Raw genomic sequence first — 15595 nt, 5'->3', positions numbered from 1 at the left:
ATCAGCGGCGGAATTCCGGAGCAACGCTATGCTTTTATTGCCGCAGTTCCACTAGTGGATTGAGCTACTCAAAGGACTGTGTCCAGTAGAGACGCGAGTGCCGTTTCCTCCTCGTTGCAACGGCCATAAGGAGCTTGTTTGACTCACAGCCGTCAGATTCCTAAAGACGATCGCTGAACTTCGCCCTCAATGCCCGCATGTTCCCAGACAAAAAAGCCGCAGTCCAATAGGACCGCGGCTTTATGTGGGCTTTTATGTGGTATAGACTCTTAAAATCCACATACGTTGTTGATTTTCAACATGAACTGGCGGAGAGCGTGAGATTCGAACTAGAAAACGTGAGTAGGTGTCGGGGACTTGCGCTGACATTGCAAGCCCTACGTTCTGGCGCCTTGGGTCAAGTCGTCTAGGTAGTCTGCCCAGCGCTGCATCATTTCCCTGCGCGCCGGCAAGTGAGCAGTGCGGTTGTAGGCTCGCCCGTTGGGATCTTTCACCATGTGCGCGAGTTGGTGTTCGATCAGGTCAGGACGCTCGCCCAACACCTCGTCCATGATAGTCCGGGCCATAGCCCGGAAGCCATGGGCAGTCATCACTTCCTTGGCGTACCCCATCCCACGCAGCGCCGCGTTGACCGTGTTCTCACTCATGGAGCGCTCTCCAGTGCGGATGCTGGGGAACACGTACCGGCAGTGCCCGCTGATGGGCTGCACCTCTCGAAGGATCCTCACGGCCTGCCGTGAGAGCGGCACGAGGTGCTCAACCTTCATCTTCATTCGCGGGCCCGGAATACGCCATTCGCCCGCATCCAGGTCCATCTCGCTCCATTCTGCCGCCCGAAGTTCGCCGGGGCGTACGAAAACCAACGGGGACAACTGCAATGCCGCCCTCACCGTCGGGTGGCCTTCGTAGGCGCGGATCGAGCGCATGAGTTGCCCGACCTGCTTCGGGTCTGTGATCGCGGCATAGTTGGTCTTGTCGACCGATACCAGCGCGCCGCGAAGGTCGACGGTTACGTCGCGCTCCACCAGACCGATCGCCACCGCATAGCGGAACACCTGCGAGCAAATCTGCACGATGCGATGGGCGCTTTCGTGAATGCCGCGTGCCTCCATGCGACGAGCCACCTTGTCGAGCACGTCCTTGGCTCGGATGGTTGATACCGGCAGCTTGCCGATATGTGGGAACACGTCCTTCTCGAGCCAGCTTGTGACTTTGGCCTGCGTCACGGCGGCGCGCTTGTTCGCCGTCTTTTCCAGCCACTCGCGCGACACAACCTCGAAGGTGTTCGCGGCCGCATCGGCCTTGGCACGTTGTTCCTCCCGTTTTGCCACTCCGGGGTCGATGCCGTCCGCCAGTTGTTCCCGCGCTTTTTCGCGTCGCTGGCGAGCCTTGGCTAGCGAAACATCAGGGTAGACGCCCAGGGCCAAGGTTCGGCGCTTGCCGTCAAGGCGGTAGTCCATCCTCCAGTACTTGCCGGCGGCGCTGACCAGCAAGTACATGCCACCGCCGTCGGTGTACTTGTCCCCGCTGGGCTTGCCGCTGTGCTTTACCTGTCGAACGAACGTGTCTCCGAGTGCCATCGCTGCCTCCTGTGACGGTATGTCGGCCCTGACGGTAGCTGGGATACCGTCAGAGGTACCGTCAATTTGACGGTATGTCATGCTACGTAGCGCGATTGCGAGAGGCAACAAAAAACCCGCAATGCTAGAAAGCATGCGGGTTCTGGGCTGTTTTGAGACTGTGCGAAACGATGTTCTGGTCCCGCCGCCAGGAATCGAACCTGGATCTCAGCCTTCGGAGGGCCGAATTCTATCCGTTGAAATACAGCGAGATGGCTCCGGCCCAGCGACCGGAGCCCGTCATTATCGCCCATCAGGCCGCGGCCTTGCAGGCTGCGTCGACGACTGCGGACGGGCGCTCGAAACCGAGGCCTGCCAGGTAGACGCGGAAGATGTGGCGGCCGGCCGGCACGAGATCGAAGGCCTCGGGCTCCAGCAGCCAGTCCTGGATCAGCCCGCTGATCACCGCATGCAGGCCGTAGGCCGCAGTCTTGACGGGGATCGGCAGCTGGATGCCCGCCTCGCGCGCCGCGTGCTGCAGCGCATTGCCGAAATCGATCACGCATTCGTTGCGCGCGCTGCGGTGACGCTGCAGCACCGCCTCCATGTCGCTGGTGTATTCGACCTTGAGCGTGGCGATCTCGAACACGCGCCGCACCTGCGGGTCGCTGACCATCAGGCTCAGGGCCTGGACCATCACCCGCTCGATCGCCGCCAGCGGATCCTCGCCCGTCGTGCTGGCCTCGCGCGTCGCCGCCTCCAGCGGCAGCGTGACGCGCTCCATCATCGCGTTGAAGAGATCCGCCTTGTCCTTGAAGTGCCAGTAGATTGCGCCGCGGGTGGCGCCGGCCTGCTGCGCGATCTGCTGCAATGAGGTCTGCGAAACGCCTTGGTTTTGAAACAGCACTTCGGCAGCATCGAGCAGCCGGTGCCGTGTCGCCAGCGCCTCTTCCTTGGTTCGTCGGACCACCATGCCCCCTTGTTTACGTGAGGGAAATCACTATACATGCATGAATGTATGTAAACTCGGGCCCCTCCCGATGGCCTGACTCGCCGTGATGCTTTAAGCACCTGCGCCGCGACGTACCGTCCCCCTTCTTTGCTCAAAGGATTCGCATGCCCGATCTGCATGTCTCGCGTCATTCGTTGTTTTCGCCGCGCCGCGCGGCCGTCGCGGCCGCGGTCGCTGCGGTGCTTGCGCTCGCGGCCTGCGGCAAGAGCGAAGCGCCGGCCGCAGCCGCCCAGGGCGGCGGGGGCGCACCGCCGCCGCCCGAAGTCGGCGTGGTGGTCGCCACGCCGACCGACGTCGGGCTGGTGACGGAGCTGCCCGGCCGGCTCGAAGCCTCGCGCGTCGCCGAGGTGCGCGCCCGCGCCGCCGGGATTTTGCAGAAGCGGCTGTTCCGCGAAGGCAGCGATGTGAAGGCGGGCCAGCCGCTGTTCAACATCGACCCCGCGCCCTACGCCGCCGCGGCGCAGAGCGCGCAGGCGAGCCTGGCCCGAGCCGAAGCCAACGCGGTGCAGGCCAAGGCGCTGGCCGAGCGCTACAAGCCGCTGGTCGAAGCCAATGCGGTCAGCAAGCAGGAATACCTCAACGCCGTGGCCGCGGCCAAGACCGCCGAGGCGGATGTGGCGGTGGGCCGCGCCGCGGTGCAGACCGCCAAGATCAACCTCGGCTACGCGAGCGTGACGGCGCCGATCTCCGGCCGCATCGGCCGCGCGCTGGTGACCGAGGGCGCACTGGTGGGCCAGGGCGATGCCACGGCGCTGGCCGTGATCCAGCAGATCGATCCGATGTACGTGAACTTCACCCAGTCGGCCAGCGACGTGCTCAAGCTGCGCCGCGCGATGGAAGCCGGCCAGTTCAAGCGGGCCAGCGGCGCCGACGCGGCCAGCGTGCGCGTCGTGCTGGAAGACGACAGCGAGTACGCGCTCCCGGGCAAGCTGCTGTTCTCCGACCTGACGGTCGATTCCACCACCGGCCAGGTCACGCTGCGCGCCGAAGTCCCGAATCCGAAGGGCGAACTGCTGCCCGGCCTCTACGTGCGCGTGAAGGTGGAGCAGGCCCAGGCCACCAACGCGATCACCGTGCCGCAGCAGGCGGTCACGCGCACCCAGCAGGGCGACACGCTGACGGTGGTCGACGCCGAGGGCAAGATGCACAAGCGCACGGTGAAGATCAGCGCGGCCCAGAACAACCAGTGGATCGTGCTCGATGGCCTGAAGGCCGGCGAGCAGGTCATGGTCGACGGCTTCCAGAAGCTGATGATGATGCCGCCCGGCGCGCCGGTGAAGGCGGTGCCGTGGAAGGCGCCGACGCCGGCTTCCGCCGGCTCCGCCAACGCTGCTCCTGCCGACGCCGCGGCAACCGCTTCGGCTCCTGCCGCGAAGCAGTAAGGAGCGTCCCCGCATGGCCAAATTCTTCATCGACCGACCCATCTTCGCGTGGGTGATCGCGCTGTTCATCATCGTGGTGGGCGCCGTGTCCATCACGCAGCTGCCGATTGCGCAGTACCCGCCGGTGGCACCGCCGGCCATCGTCGTCAACGTCGCCTATCCCGGCGCTTCGGCCCAGACGCTGGAAGACAGCGTGCTCTCGGTCATCGAGCGCGAGATGAACGGCTCGCCCGGCCTCATCTACATGGAATCGGTGGCGCAGGCGGACGGCACCGGCACCATCACCATTACCTTCGAGACCGGCACCAATCCCGAACTCGCCCAGGTGGACGTACAGAACCGCCTGTCGCGCGCCACGCCGCGGCTGCCGGCGGCGGTGACGCAGCAGGGCGTGCGCGTGGACAAGTCGCGCAACAACTTCCTGCTGTTCACGATGCTGTCCTCGGACAACCCGGCGATCGACACCACGGCGCTCGGCGACTACGCGTCGCGCAACGTGGTGCCCGAGTTGCAGCGCGTGGCCGGCATCGGCCAGGCCCAGCTGTTCGGCACCGAGCGCGCGATGCGCATCTGGATCGATCCGGCCAAGCTGCAGGGCTACAACCTGTCGTCGGCCGAGGTCAACGCGGCGATCCGCGCCCAGAATGCGCAAGTGTCCTCCGGCACCATCGGCGACCTGCCCAATGTGGCGGGCCAGGCCATTGCGGCCACGGTGGTGGTCAACGGCCAGCTCACCACGACTTCGCAGTTCGGCGACATCGTGCTGCGCGCCAACACCAACGGCGCCACCGTGCGCCTCAAGGACGTGGCGCGCATCGAGCTCGGCGGCCAGGGCTATGCCACTTCGGCACGCCTGAACGGCGAGCAGGCGGTGGGCATCGGCGTGCAGCTCGCGCCGAACGGCAACGCACTGCAGTCGGCCAAGGCGATCCGCGCCAAGATGGCCGAGCTCGAGCGCTTCTTCCCGCAGGGCGTGAAGTGGACCATCCCCTACGACAGCTCGCGCTTCGTGAGCATTTCCATCACAGAGGTGGTGAAGACGCTGTTCGAGGCGGTGGCGCTGGTATTCCTGGTGATGTTCCTGTTCCTGCAGAACTGGCGCTACACGCTCATCCCGACCGTCGTGGTCCCGATCGCGCTGCTGGGCACCTTCGGCATCCTGCTGGCGCTGGGCTTCTCGGTCAACGTGCTGACCATGTTCGGCATGGTGCTGGTGATCGGCATCGTGGTGGACGACGCGATCGTGGTGGTGGAGAACGTCGAGCGCATCATGAGCGAGGAAGGGCTCTCGCCGCTGGAGGCCACGCGCAAGGCGATGCGCCAGATCTCCGGCGCCATCGTCGGCGTGACGGTGGTGCTGATCTCGGTGTTCGTGCCGCTGGCCTTCTTCGCGGGCTCCACCGGCAACATCTATCGCCAGTTCTCGGCGGTGATGGTGGCCTCGATCGGCTTCTCGGCGTTCTTGGCGCTGTCGCTCACGCCGGCCCTGTGCGCCACGCTGCTGAAGCCGGTGGAGGCCGGCCACCACCACGAGAAGCGCGGCTTCTTCGGCTGGTTCAACCGCGGCTTCGCCCGCACAGCCAAGGGCTATGAGAGCCTGGTGGCGCGCATCCTCAAGCGCGCGGCGCGCTACCTGGTGATCTACGTGGCCATCATCGGCGCGGTGGTGCTGGTGTACCGCCAGCTGCCCACCTCCTTCCTGCCGCAGGAAGACCAGGGCTACATCATCGTCAACGTGCAGCTGCCGCCGGGCGCGACCCAGGAACGCATGCTGGCGGTGATGCAGGACGTTGAAAAGTACATCCTGAAGCAGCCCGAGGTCGAGAGCATGGTCGGCGTGCTGGGCTTCAGCTTCTCGGGCCAGGGCCAGAACGCCGGCCTCGCCTTCGTCACGCTCAAGGACTGGGCACAGCGCCACGACCCGGGCCAATCGGCCGATGCGGTGGCCGGCCGCGCCTTCGGGGCGCTGTCGGGCATCCGCGACGCCTTCATCTACCCGCTGTCGCCGCCGCCGATCCCCGAGCTCGGCAACGCCAGCGGCTTCAGCTTCCGCCTGCAGGACCGCGGCGGCGCCGGCCACGAGGCGCTGATCAACGCGCGCAACCAGCTGCTCGGCATGGCCGGCAAGAGCGCCTTGCTGACGCAGGTGCGCCCGGACGGCCTGGAAGACGCGCCGCAACTGCAGATCGACATCGACCGCGACAAGGCGAACGCGCTGGGCGTCACTTTCGATGCCATCAACAGCACGCTGTCGACCGCGCTCGGCTCGAGCTACATCAACGACTTCCCGAACCAGGGACGCCTGCAGCGCGTGGTGGTGCAGGCCGACGCGCCGGCGCGCATGCAGCCGGCGGACCTGCTCAAGCTCAACGCGAGCAACACGCAGGGCATGCCGGTGCCGCTGTCGGCCTTCGCGAGCACGCGCTGGATCACCGGCGCGCAGCAGACCGTGCGCTACAACGGCTACCCCGCGGTCCGCATCTCGGGCTCGGCGGCGCCGGGCTCCAGCTCGGGCGCAGCGATGGCCGAGATGGAAAAGATCGCCGCGCAGCTGCCGCCGGGCTTCGGCTACGAGTGGACCGGCCAGTCGCGCGAAGAGAAGCTCGCCGGCGCGCAGGCGATCATCCTCTACGCCTTCTCGATCCTGGCCGTATTCCTGTGCCTGGCTGCGCTCTACGAGAGCTGGACGATTCCGCTGTCCGTGATCATGGTGGTGCCGCTGGGCGTGCTGGGCGTGCTGCTCGCGACCTTGCTGCGCGCCTATTCGAACGACGTGTACTTCCAGGTCGGCCTGATCACCATCATCGGCCTGTCGGCGAAGAACGCGATTCTGATCATCGAGTTCGCCAAGGACCTGCAGGCGCAGGGCAAAGGCGTGGTCGAGTCCGCACTGGCCGCCGCCCATCTGCGGTTCCGCCCGATCATCATGACCTCGCTGGCCTTCGGCCTCGGCGTGCTGCCGCTGGTGATCGCCTCGGGCGCCGGCTCGGCGAGCCAGCGCGCGATCGGCACCGGCGTGATCGGCGGCATGGTGACCGGCACCGTGCTCGCGGTGATTTTCGTCCCGGTGTTCTTCGTGGTGGTGCGCCGCCTGTTCAAGGGCAGCGAGCGCCAGCACGAAGTCGATCGGCGCCATGCGCAGGCCGCAGGCATCGAGGAAGCCCCAGCCCATGACTAAAAAGAAAATCGTCTCCACCGCGCTGGCCGGCGCTGCAGCCATGGTGCTGGCCGGCTGCTCGCTCATCCCGGCCTACGAGCGCCCTGCCGCACCGGTGCCGGCCGTCTATCCGGGCGCGCAGGCCGCAAGCAGTGCGCAAGCGCCCCAGTCGCCTGCTTCCACGCTCGCCTGGCAGGACTTCTTCACCGATCCGCGCCTCGCGAAGCTGATCGAGACCGCGCTGGCCAACAACCGCGACCTGCGCGTGTCCGTGCTCAACATCGAGCAGGCGCGCGCGCAGCTCCAGATCCAGCGCGCGGCCCAGTTCCCCGCGCTCGATCTCACGGCCAGCGGCTCGCGCTCGAGTCCGAACGCGCTCCAGGCAGTGGGCGTGGGCGGCAGCGTGGCATCGAGCTATTCGGTCAACCTCGGCATCACCGCCTGGGAGCTCGACTTCTTCGGCCGCGTCGCCAGCCTCAAGGAACAGGCGCTGGCGCAGTTCCTCGCTACCGAGGAATCGCGCAAGGCGGCGCAGATAAGCCTGATCGGCGCGGTCGCCAGCGGCTGGCTCACGCTGATCGCGGACGACCAGCTGCTCGAGCTGACGCGCCAGACCCTGGCCACGCGCGAGGAGTCGCAGAAGCTCACGCGCCTGCGCTTCGACAGCGGCGTAGTTTCGGAGATCGACCTTCGCCTGGCCGAGACGCTGGCCGAGTCCGCGCGCGCGTCCTACGCCGAGCAGCAGCGCCTGCGCATGCAGGACGAGAACGCGCTGGCCTTGTTGCTCGGCGCGCCGGTGCCGGCCGAGGCGACCGAAGGCGGCCGCGGCCTCGATGCGATCGCGCTGATGCCGGACCTGCCGGCCGGCCTGCCTTCCGACCTGCTGGGCGAGCGGCCCGACATCCGCGCCGCCGAGCAGCAGCTGATCGCGGCCAATGCCAACATCGGCGCCGCGCGCGCGGCTTTCTTCCCGCGCGTCGCGCTGACTTCGTCGATCGGCACCGCGAGCAGCGAGTTCTCGGGGCTGTTCGACAAGGGCTCCAAGGCCTGGTCCTTCGCGCCGCAGATCACGCTGCCGATCTTCGATGCGGGCCGCAACCAGGCCGGGCTGGATTCGGCCCGGGCCGGCCGCGAGATCGCGGTGGCGCAATACGAGAAGTCGATCCAGACGGCCTTCCGCGAAGTCGCCGACGCGCTCGCCGGCCGCGCCACGCTCGGCGAGCAGTTGCGGGCGCTGCGCGCGCAGTCGAACGCCGAGGAGGTCCGCTTCAGGCTCTCCGACCTGCGCTACCGCAACGGCATCGCGAGCGCGCTCGACCTGCTCGATTCGCAGCGTTCGCTCTACGGCGTGCAGCAGGCCGCAGTGCAGACCCGGCTGCTGCAGCTGCAAAACCAGATTGCGCTCTACAAAGCGCTGGGTGGCGGCTGGGCAACGCGTTGAGGCGGACCGTGGGGGCGTCCCCGGGCGCCTCTCTATAATCGCCGGTTGATCCGAAAAACGCCCCCGAAGAGCCCCCGATACTGAGGACGCCATGAGCGACGACCCGCACTACCAGGCCACACAAGACGCCCATACCGGCCCGATCAAGAACCCGAAACAGCTGCTCCTCGCGGTCTTCTTCTCGTTCATCGCTCCCATCCTGATCATCGCGGGCCTGGTCTCCTACGTGGTCTCCGGCACCCATCCCTCGGGCGATGCGCAGGGCGACAGCATGTCGCTCTACGGCGTGTCGAAGGAAGCGCGCGACCGCGAGGTCGCCGAGCGGCTCAAGAAGGTCGGCTCGATCGAGATCCGCGACGCCAACCGGCCGCTGGCCGCCGGCGAGGCCGTGTTCAAGGCGCAATGCGTGGCTTGCCACGGCGCACCCGGCATCCCGACGGCTCCGCACCTCAACGATGCCGCGGCCTGGGGCCCCCGCCTCGGCCAGGGCTACGCCACGCTGCTCGAGCATGCGCTCAAGGGCAAGGGCGCCATGCCTCCCCAGGGCGGCGGCGACTTCGAGGATGTCGAGATCGGCCGTGCGGTGGTCTACCTGGCCAATTCGGCCGGCGCCAAGTTCCCCGTGCCGGACCGCCCCGCGGCGCCCGCACCCGAGGCGGCGGCATCCGATGCGGCCGCGCCGGCCAAGCCATAGGGCTTCACACACCCTCTCGAACGAAGAGCCCGCATGCGGGCTCTTTTTTTTACGGGTGCGCCGGCTGCCTGAGCGGTTGGCCCGCGGCCGGGCTCATGACATGGCCGAAGCGCGCAGGCAACTCCGCGGCACGCACGTCCTGCGGCGTCCAGCGCCCCGCTTCGATCGCCTCGGCCGCCACGCCCACGTCCTGCGTATGGACCAGGCCGAGCCCGAGCGGCGCCACCAGGTAGAGCCTGCCGTCTTCATCGAGCAGGCAGGCCGAGGGTTCCACCTCCAACCCGCTGTGCGAACGGACCGAGAAGTCTTCCGCGACACGCCAGATCCACGGCGCGGCTTCGAGCTCGACGTAGACGCGCTGCGGGCCGTTCTGGAAGAACCACTGGCCGCGCTCGTCGTGCTCGTAGTTGCGCTGGATGAAATCGATCAGCTTGTCGTGCTTGAGCAAGGAGCCCTTGGCCGCCGGAAAAGGCCCCATGGCCTGGGTGCGGTCGTCGCGCATGTACCAGTTGCCGCGCGCGTCCAGGCCGAGCCAACCGTAGCAGTGCGGCACGTTCGGCCATTTGGCGAGCGCCTGTTTGACGATGTCGTCCATAAGGCTCATTCTGGCGCGGATCGAGCCGCGCGGCTGTAGTTCAAGCGCTCAAATGCTGGGCCAGCCAGCCGCCGACGCGCTCCGGCATGCCGCGCACATGCCCGGGCGGCGCACCCAGCGGAAACCCCACATGGCCGCCATGAGCCGGCTGCCAGAGCGTGACGTGGCGGCCCACCTGGCTCTGGCGCGGCAGGCTGTCCGCAGGCACGAAGGGGTCGTTGGTGGCGTTCACCGCCAGCGCGGGAATGCGGATCGCATCCAGATGCGGCTTGGCCGAGCCGCGCGCCCAGTAGTCGTCGGTGTCGCGAAAGCCGTGCAGCGGCGCGGTGAACACGTTGTCGAAGGCGTAGAGATCCTGGGCCGCGAGGAGCTTGTCGCGATCGAACAGGCCCGGATGCTGGGCCAGCTTGGCCAGCGCCTTGGGTTTCATGGTCGACAGGAACATGCGCGTGTAGACCAGCCGGTTGAAGCCGCGGCCGATGGCCGCGCCGCCGGCGGCCAGGTCGAGCGGCGCCGAGATCGAGGCCACGGCGCTGACCAGCTTCGCGGCCTCGTCGCCCGCCTCTTCGGTCCAGCGCAAGAGCGCATTGCCGCCCAGCGACACGCCGGCTGCAAGGATAGGTGCCCCCACGCTCGGCACTTCGTGTCCTCGCTGCCCCCCGAGGGGGTGCTCGCTTGCTTGGGGCGGCGCGGCGCTGCGCTCGGGCCCGCCACGCTGCGCGCGCATGCGCCCGAGGATCCAGCCGATCTCCTCGTAGTCGCCGGAATGGTAGGCGCGCGGGGCGAGGTTGAGCTCGCCGCTGCAGCCGCGGAAATGCGGCACCGCGTAGTCCCATCCGCGGACCATCGCAAAGGCCGCGAAAGCCTCGGCGTAGTGGCTCTTCGAGGATCCCTCGAGGCCGTGGAACAGGACAAGCAGCGGCTTCGGCCCGGAACCGGCCGCATCCAGAAAGTCCACGTCGATGAAGTCGCCGTCCGGCGTGTTCCAGCGCTCGCGCCGGTAAGCAAGCAAGGGTGCGCCCACGCGCCGTGCATAGAGCGCGGGCCAGATGGTTTGCAGGTTGCCGCCGGGCAGCCAGAGTGGTGCGACGTATTGCATGTCAGTGAAGCGTCTGGGGGGCCGGGTCCTCCTCCTCGGGCGCGTGCACGCTGCCCGGGCTTGCATGGTGCGCCACCATGCGCCAGCCCTGGGCGGTCTTGTGATAAACGTTGGTTGCCAGCACGAAGGCATGGCGCGGCCCTTCGGCGGTGAGCACCTCGATGCGTTCCAGCACGTTGTGCACCGCGCTCGCGAGCGACTCGACCCGGCGCACGCGCGCCGGCATGGCGTGGATCGCGCCGTTGGCGAACATGTGCTCGAAGGCGGCGCGGATCGCCTCGGCGCCCACCAGCCGCGGGCCGCCGGGATGGACGCAGAACACCTCGTCCTCGTCGGCCCAGCAGGCCATCAATGCATCGATATCGCCGCGCTGCAGCGCTTCGTAGAAGGCCGCCTCGACTTCGTCGGCGGTGCCGCCGACAGCGACGGCGCGGAGTTTGGTCTTGGTGGACATAAAGGCTGCAGCCGGAATGTGCCGATTTTGCATCGGGCGCAGGTTGCGGCGCCGTCGGACGTCAGCGCGTCGCGTACAGCCAGTTCTCGGCCACTGCCTGCAACTCGCCCTGCGCGGCCTGCCACACCAGCTCGGGCGCGGCCACGTGCACGCCCGGCGGCGCAATGCGCAGCGCGACGTCGACCAGTTCCGCCACCTTGGTCGCGCGCACCGGCTGCTCGCTGGTCGGCACCATGAAGCGGGCGATCGACAGCATCCATGCGGCCAGCCGCTCGGCCGGATTCGCGAAGCGGGCCGCGGCGGGCTTGCGTGCCGAACGGACAATGACCACGCGCTCGAAGCCCAGCGCCACCACCGCCTCTTCGTCGAGGCTGGCGAGGCCGCGCTTCAGCGCCTCCGGCAGCCGGCCCTGGTCGTGCGGCTGCACGATGGCCAGCGTGCGCGCGCCGCAGGTCCGCAGCCAGCGTGCGAGCGCGGGCAGCTGCGCCGGCTCGGGCGTCCACAGGGCACGCTCGCGGTCGTAGTAGAGACGCGGCGGCTCGAACAGGACCAGTGCCGTATCGGCCGCGACGAGCGGCCACCGCGCGATCTCCGCGGCCGGCGCGAGCAGGGTCTCGACGCCGCGCAGGCCGTCGCGGATCGGCTCGCGTGCGAGCACGCGCGTGTGGTCGAAGCGATGCCGGCCGGCCAGGCGCCGCACCAGCTCCTGGCCCAGCGCGCCGGTCGCGCCGGCGATCAGCAGCGTGCCCTCGCCCGTGCCGGCGGACGGCAGCGCGCGGTTCGCGGCCTGCAGGGCTTGAAGAGGGTCGGCCGACATGCATCTATGCTAACTTCACCCACTTCGCACCCCGGAGAGTTCGACATGGTGAAACGCTGGTTCTTGATCATCCTCGCGGCACTGTCGCTCGCAGGCTGCGGCTACAACGACTTCCAGCGCCTCGACGAGGCCAGCAAGTCGGCCTGGAGCGAGGTGCTCAACCAGTACCAGCGCCGCGCGGACCTGGTGCCGAACATCGTCGCCACGGTCAAGGGCGAAGCCAACTTCGAGCAGGAAACGCTGACCAAGGTGATCGAGGCGCGCGCCAAGGCGACCTCGATTCAGGTCACGCCCGAGACGCTCAACAACCCCGACGCCTTCAACAAGTTCCAGCAGGCGCAGGGCGAGCTCTCCAGCGCGCTGTCGCGCCTGATGGTGGTGGCCGAGCAATACCCCAACCTGAAGGCCAACCAGGCCTTCCGCGATCTGCGCGTGACTCTCGAAGGCACCGAGAACCGCATCACCGTGGCGCGCAACCGCTATATCCAGACGGTCCAGGAATACAACGTGCTCGCGCGCAGCTTCCCGACCAACATCACGGCCAAGGTGTTCAGCTACGACCCGAAGCCCACCTTCAGCGTGCAGAACGAAGCCCAGATCTCGACGCCGCCGACGGTCGATTTCGGCGTGCCGAAAAAGTAGCTTTCTAGATGACGGCCGCCCGCATCCGGCGCGCGCTGACGGCCCTCTTCCTGCTGGCCGTCGCGCTCGCCGGCGCACAGGCGCAAGACCTGTTGCCGGTGCCGGCGCTCACCGCGCGGGTGATCGACCAGACCGGCACGCTCGATGCCGCGCAGCGCCAGGCGCTCGAAGCCAAGCTGCAGGCCTTCGAGCAGCAGAAGGGCTCGCAGATCGTGATGCTGATGGTCGCGACCACGGCGCCCGAGGACATCGCGAGCTACGCCAACCGCGTGGGCAATGCCTGGAAGATCGGCCGCAAGGAGGTGGGCGACGGCATCCTCGTCATCGTGGCCAAGAACGACCGCAAGATGCGCATCGAGGTCGCGAAGACGCTCGAAGGCGCGGTGCCCGACATCGCGGCGGCGCGCATCATCGACCATGCGATGAAGCCGCGCTTTCGCGACAACGACTTCGCGGGCGGGCTCGACGCGGCGGCCGACCAGCTGATCGCGCGCGTCAAGGGCGAGGCGCTGCCCGAGGTCGACAACAAGAGCGGCGACTTCGGCAACGGCGAGGGGGACCGCAGCGGCTTCGACTGGCAGGACTTGGCCATCTTCGTGGTCTTCGGCGTGCTGATCGGCAGTCCGATCGCGCGCGCCATCCTCGGCAAGGTGCTGGGTCCGCTGGCGCTGGGCGGCGCGACGGGCGTGCTCGTGATGGTTCTGACTTCGAGCCTGGTGGTCGCGGTGCTGGCCGCGTTGGGTGCGCTGCTCTTCACGCTGCTGTCGACGGCCTTCGGCGCCGGTGCCGGCCGGCGCGGCGGTGGCTTGGGCGGAGGCGGCTTCGGTGGTTGGGGCACCGGCGGCGGTGGCGGCGGCTGGAGCGGCGGTTCGTCGGGCGGCGGCGGCTTCAGCTCCGGCGGCGGCGGCGATTTCGGGGGCGGCGGCGCCTCGGGGGACTGGTAGTCATGGCCGGCACATCCTTCTTCTCGAAGCTCGCGCGCCTCTGGCGCCATCGCTGGATCGACGCGGCCGACGTGCGCCGCGCGCTGCCGCCCGAAGCGCTCGAGCGCCTCGCGGGACGGGTGGCGGCCAGCGAGCGCCGGCACAGCGGCGAGGTGCGCATCTGCGTCGAGGCCGGCCTGCCGCTGTCCTACATCTGGCGCGGCACCGCGGCACGCGAGCGCGCGATCATGATGTTCGGCAAGCTGCGCGTATGGGATACGGCGGACAACAACGGCGTGCTGATCTACCTGCTCATGGCCGAGCACGCGATCGAGATCGTGGCCGACCGCGGCATCGATGCACACGTGAGCGCCGAGGAATGGGCTGCGATGGCGCAGCGCATGGCAGCCGCTTTTCGCGCGGGCCGCTTCGAGGACGGGCTCACGCACGCGCTGGAAGAGGTGTCGGCGCTCCTGGTCGCGCACTTTGCGCTGGCCGAGGGTCAGGCCGACCGCAACGAGCTGCCCGACGCGCCGGTCGTCCTGATCTGAGGCTCAGGAACGCCCCTGGGCGTCGAGCAGGCGGCGGTTGACGGCATGCGCCGCATCCAGCTCCGACTGCAGCGCGCGTGTGAGCTGCGACAGCGTGCGCAAGCGCCGATTGCCCTCGCGCAGCCGCTCGGCGAGGCCCTTGGCAACGCCCAGCATCAGGCGGGCCGCGGCGGCGGGATGCGTTTCGATCAGCGCCAGCAGCGAGGCGCGCGACAGCACGCCGAGCTTGACGTCGGTCAGCGCCGTGCAGCTCGCGGAGCGCGGTCCGCCATCGATCACGCCCATCTCGCCGATCAGGCTGCCCGGGTCGATGACGGAGATCACGACCTCGTCGCCGAGTGCGCCGCTGCTGCTGACCACGCGCAGCTGGCCTTCGAGCACCAGCACCATGTAGTCGTTGTCGACCGCATCGCCTTCCTCGAACAGCAGGGTATCGGCCAGCAGATGCAGCGGCCGCATGGCATCGACCACGGTCCGCGCCTCCTCCAGGCTCATGCCCGCCAACGGGGCGGCTCGCATCAGCAGATGGACGGCGTGCTCGCGCAGGTCGGTGCGGGGGCGCGGGGGCGTGGGGTCGTTCATGTCGCGCCTGCGGATGCGGGAAGTGCCCAGACCGCGTCGCCGCCGACGCCATAGAAGCGGCGTTCCGGAGCGGGCTCCACGTGCCAGCCGCCAGTGAATTCGCCGAAGGCCGGCAGGATGGCCTGCTCGCCCTCGTGCACGAAGCAGGGCATGCGCATGCTGTCGCGGCCACGACCGTAGAGCGTGCAGGTGGGATGGAGATGGCCTGCCAGCACAAAGTGGGTCGGATGCCTCTGCGGATGGTGGCAGGCGGCGAAAGGGCCGATGAGGTGAGGCTCGTCGACGATGGCGATGCGAAGAGAATCCGGCGGATCGCCGGCACGGCTGTCGTGGTTGCCGCGCACCAGCGTGCAGGCCGGCCGCGGCTGGCGGGTTCGCCAGGCTTCGAGCGCGGCCAGCAGCGCCGGTGTGCGCGCCTGCGCGGCATGCAGGAAGTCGCCGAGGAACACCAGCTGCTCCGGCTGCCGGGCCTCGATCAGCCGCTCGAGGCGCGCGATGTTCTCCTGCGTGGTGCCGCCGGGCACGGGCTGGCCCAGCGCACGGTAGGTCGCGGCCTTGCCCAGATGCACATCGGCCACGAACAGCACCCGCTCGGCTGGCCACCAGATGGCGGGATCAGGGAGCAGGTGAAGTGACTGGCCAGCCCATCGGACCTGGCAGGCGGTGGCTTCTTCGGTTGGCACGCAG

The 15595-nt window shown here is 68.3% G+C and carries 15 protein-coding genes and 1 tRNA gene; 7 read left to right on the top strand and 9 right to left on the bottom strand.

The annotated features are described in order from the left end of the window. Window positions 1-377 precede the first annotated feature (377 nt). The 3 genes from EJI01_RS15585 to EJI01_RS15575 form a co-directional block, all read right to left on the bottom strand. Window positions 378-1580: a tyrosine-type recombinase/integrase gene (locus tag EJI01_RS15585; RefSeq protein ID WP_126838058.1), complete on the bottom strand. Its 1203-nt coding sequence runs from the start codon at window positions 1578-1580 to the stop codon at window positions 378-380. Between the two features lie 176 nt (window positions 1581-1756). Continuing rightward, window positions 1757-1831, bottom strand: a tRNA-Arg gene (locus EJI01_RS15580). A gap of 41 nt (window positions 1832-1872) precedes the next feature. After that, window positions 1873-2532: a TetR family transcriptional regulator gene (locus tag EJI01_RS15575; RefSeq protein ID WP_126838057.1), complete on the bottom strand. Its 660-nt coding sequence runs from the start codon at window positions 2530-2532 to the stop codon at window positions 1873-1875. A 143-nt stretch (window positions 2533-2675) separates the two neighbouring features. Between EJI01_RS15575 and EJI01_RS15570 the strand changes: the two genes are divergently transcribed. From EJI01_RS15570 to EJI01_RS15555, 4 genes are all read left to right on the top strand, one after another. Beyond that, window positions 2676-3953 carry an efflux RND transporter periplasmic adaptor subunit gene (locus EJI01_RS15570; protein WP_126838056.1) on the top strand — a complete coding sequence of 426 codons (1278 nt, stop codon included), beginning with the start codon at window positions 2676-2678 and terminating at the stop codon, window positions 3951-3953. Between the two features lie 13 nt (window positions 3954-3966). Continuing rightward, entirely contained in the window at window positions 3967-7131 is a 3165-nt protein-coding gene (locus tag EJI01_RS15565; protein WP_126838055.1) for an efflux RND transporter permease subunit, read from the top strand. Beyond that, on the top strand, window positions 7124-8551 hold the full coding sequence (locus EJI01_RS15560; protein ID WP_126838054.1) for an efflux transporter outer membrane subunit: 1428 nt from the start codon (window positions 7124-7126) through the stop codon (window positions 8549-8551). The genes EJI01_RS15565 and EJI01_RS15560 overlap by 8 nt, the downstream gene beginning before the upstream one ends. Before the next feature lie 91 nt (window positions 8552-8642). Continuing rightward, a complete protein-coding gene (locus EJI01_RS15555) occupies window positions 8643-9245 on the top strand; it encodes a c-type cytochrome (protein ID WP_126838053.1) in 603 nt (200 codons plus the stop codon). A 49-nt stretch (window positions 9246-9294) separates the two neighbouring features. On the opposite strand, the gene EJI01_RS15550 is transcribed toward EJI01_RS15555, so the two are convergent. The 4 genes from EJI01_RS15550 to EJI01_RS15535 form a co-directional block, all read right to left on the bottom strand. Continuing rightward, window positions 9295-9840: a DUF2946 family protein gene (locus tag EJI01_RS15550; RefSeq protein ID WP_126838052.1), complete on the bottom strand. Its 546-nt coding sequence runs from the start codon at window positions 9838-9840 to the stop codon at window positions 9295-9297. 40 nt (window positions 9841-9880) lie between these two features. Next, a complete protein-coding gene (locus EJI01_RS15545) occupies window positions 9881-10939 on the bottom strand; it encodes a YheT family hydrolase (RefSeq protein ID WP_126838051.1) in 1059 nt (352 codons plus the stop codon). A 1-nt stretch (window position 10940) separates the two neighbouring features. Then, on the bottom strand, window positions 10941-11393 hold the full coding sequence (locus tag EJI01_RS15540; protein WP_126838050.1) for a YybH family protein: 453 nt from the start codon (window positions 11391-11393) through the stop codon (window positions 10941-10943). Between the two features lie 61 nt (window positions 11394-11454). Next, on the bottom strand, window positions 11455-12210 hold the full coding sequence (locus tag EJI01_RS15535; RefSeq protein ID WP_126838049.1) for a hypothetical protein: 756 nt from the start codon (window positions 12208-12210) through the stop codon (window positions 11455-11457). A gap of 45 nt (window positions 12211-12255) precedes the next feature. On the opposite strand from EJI01_RS15535, the gene EJI01_RS15530 reads away from it, so the two are divergent. From EJI01_RS15530 to EJI01_RS15520, 3 genes are read left to right on the top strand one after another with little or no spacing between them, the layout of a single operon-like run. Then, window positions 12256-12852, top strand: a complete 597-nt coding sequence (locus EJI01_RS15530; protein WP_126838048.1) for a LemA family protein — start codon at window positions 12256-12258, stop codon at window positions 12850-12852. Between the two features lie 8 nt (window positions 12853-12860). Further along, complete coding sequence (locus tag EJI01_RS15525) at window positions 12861-13796, top strand: TPM domain-containing protein (protein ID WP_126838047.1); 936 nt, start codon at window positions 12861-12863, stop codon at window positions 13794-13796. Window positions 13797-13798: 2 nt separating this feature from the next. Beyond that, window positions 13799-14326 (top strand): TPM domain-containing protein, encoded by a 528-nt coding sequence (locus EJI01_RS15520; protein WP_126838046.1) that lies wholly within the window; start codon window positions 13799-13801, stop codon window positions 14324-14326. 3 nt (window positions 14327-14329) lie between these two features. On the opposite strand, the gene EJI01_RS15515 is transcribed toward EJI01_RS15520, so the two are convergent. Together EJI01_RS15515 and pdeM are read right to left on the bottom strand one after the other, a co-directional pair. After that, window positions 14330-14908, bottom strand: a complete 579-nt coding sequence (locus EJI01_RS15515; RefSeq protein ID WP_126838045.1) for a cyclic nucleotide-binding domain-containing protein — start codon at window positions 14906-14908, stop codon at window positions 14330-14332. Further along, on the bottom strand, window positions 14905-15591 hold the full coding sequence (gene pdeM / locus EJI01_RS15510; RefSeq protein WP_126838044.1) for a ligase-associated DNA damage response endonuclease PdeM: 687 nt from the start codon (window positions 15589-15591) through the stop codon (window positions 14905-14907). The genes EJI01_RS15515 and pdeM overlap by 4 nt, the downstream gene beginning before the upstream one ends. Window positions 15592-15595 lie beyond the last annotated feature (4 nt).

Origin of the sequence: Variovorax sp. MHTC-1, assembly GCF_003984645.1 — a bacterium.
In the GTDB taxonomy this organism is placed as follows: Bacteria; Pseudomonadota; Gammaproteobacteria; order Burkholderiales; family Burkholderiaceae_C; genus Variovorax.
The sequence above is the reverse complement of the archived record's forward strand: the minus strand, read 5'-3'. Positions and strand labels throughout refer to the sequence as shown.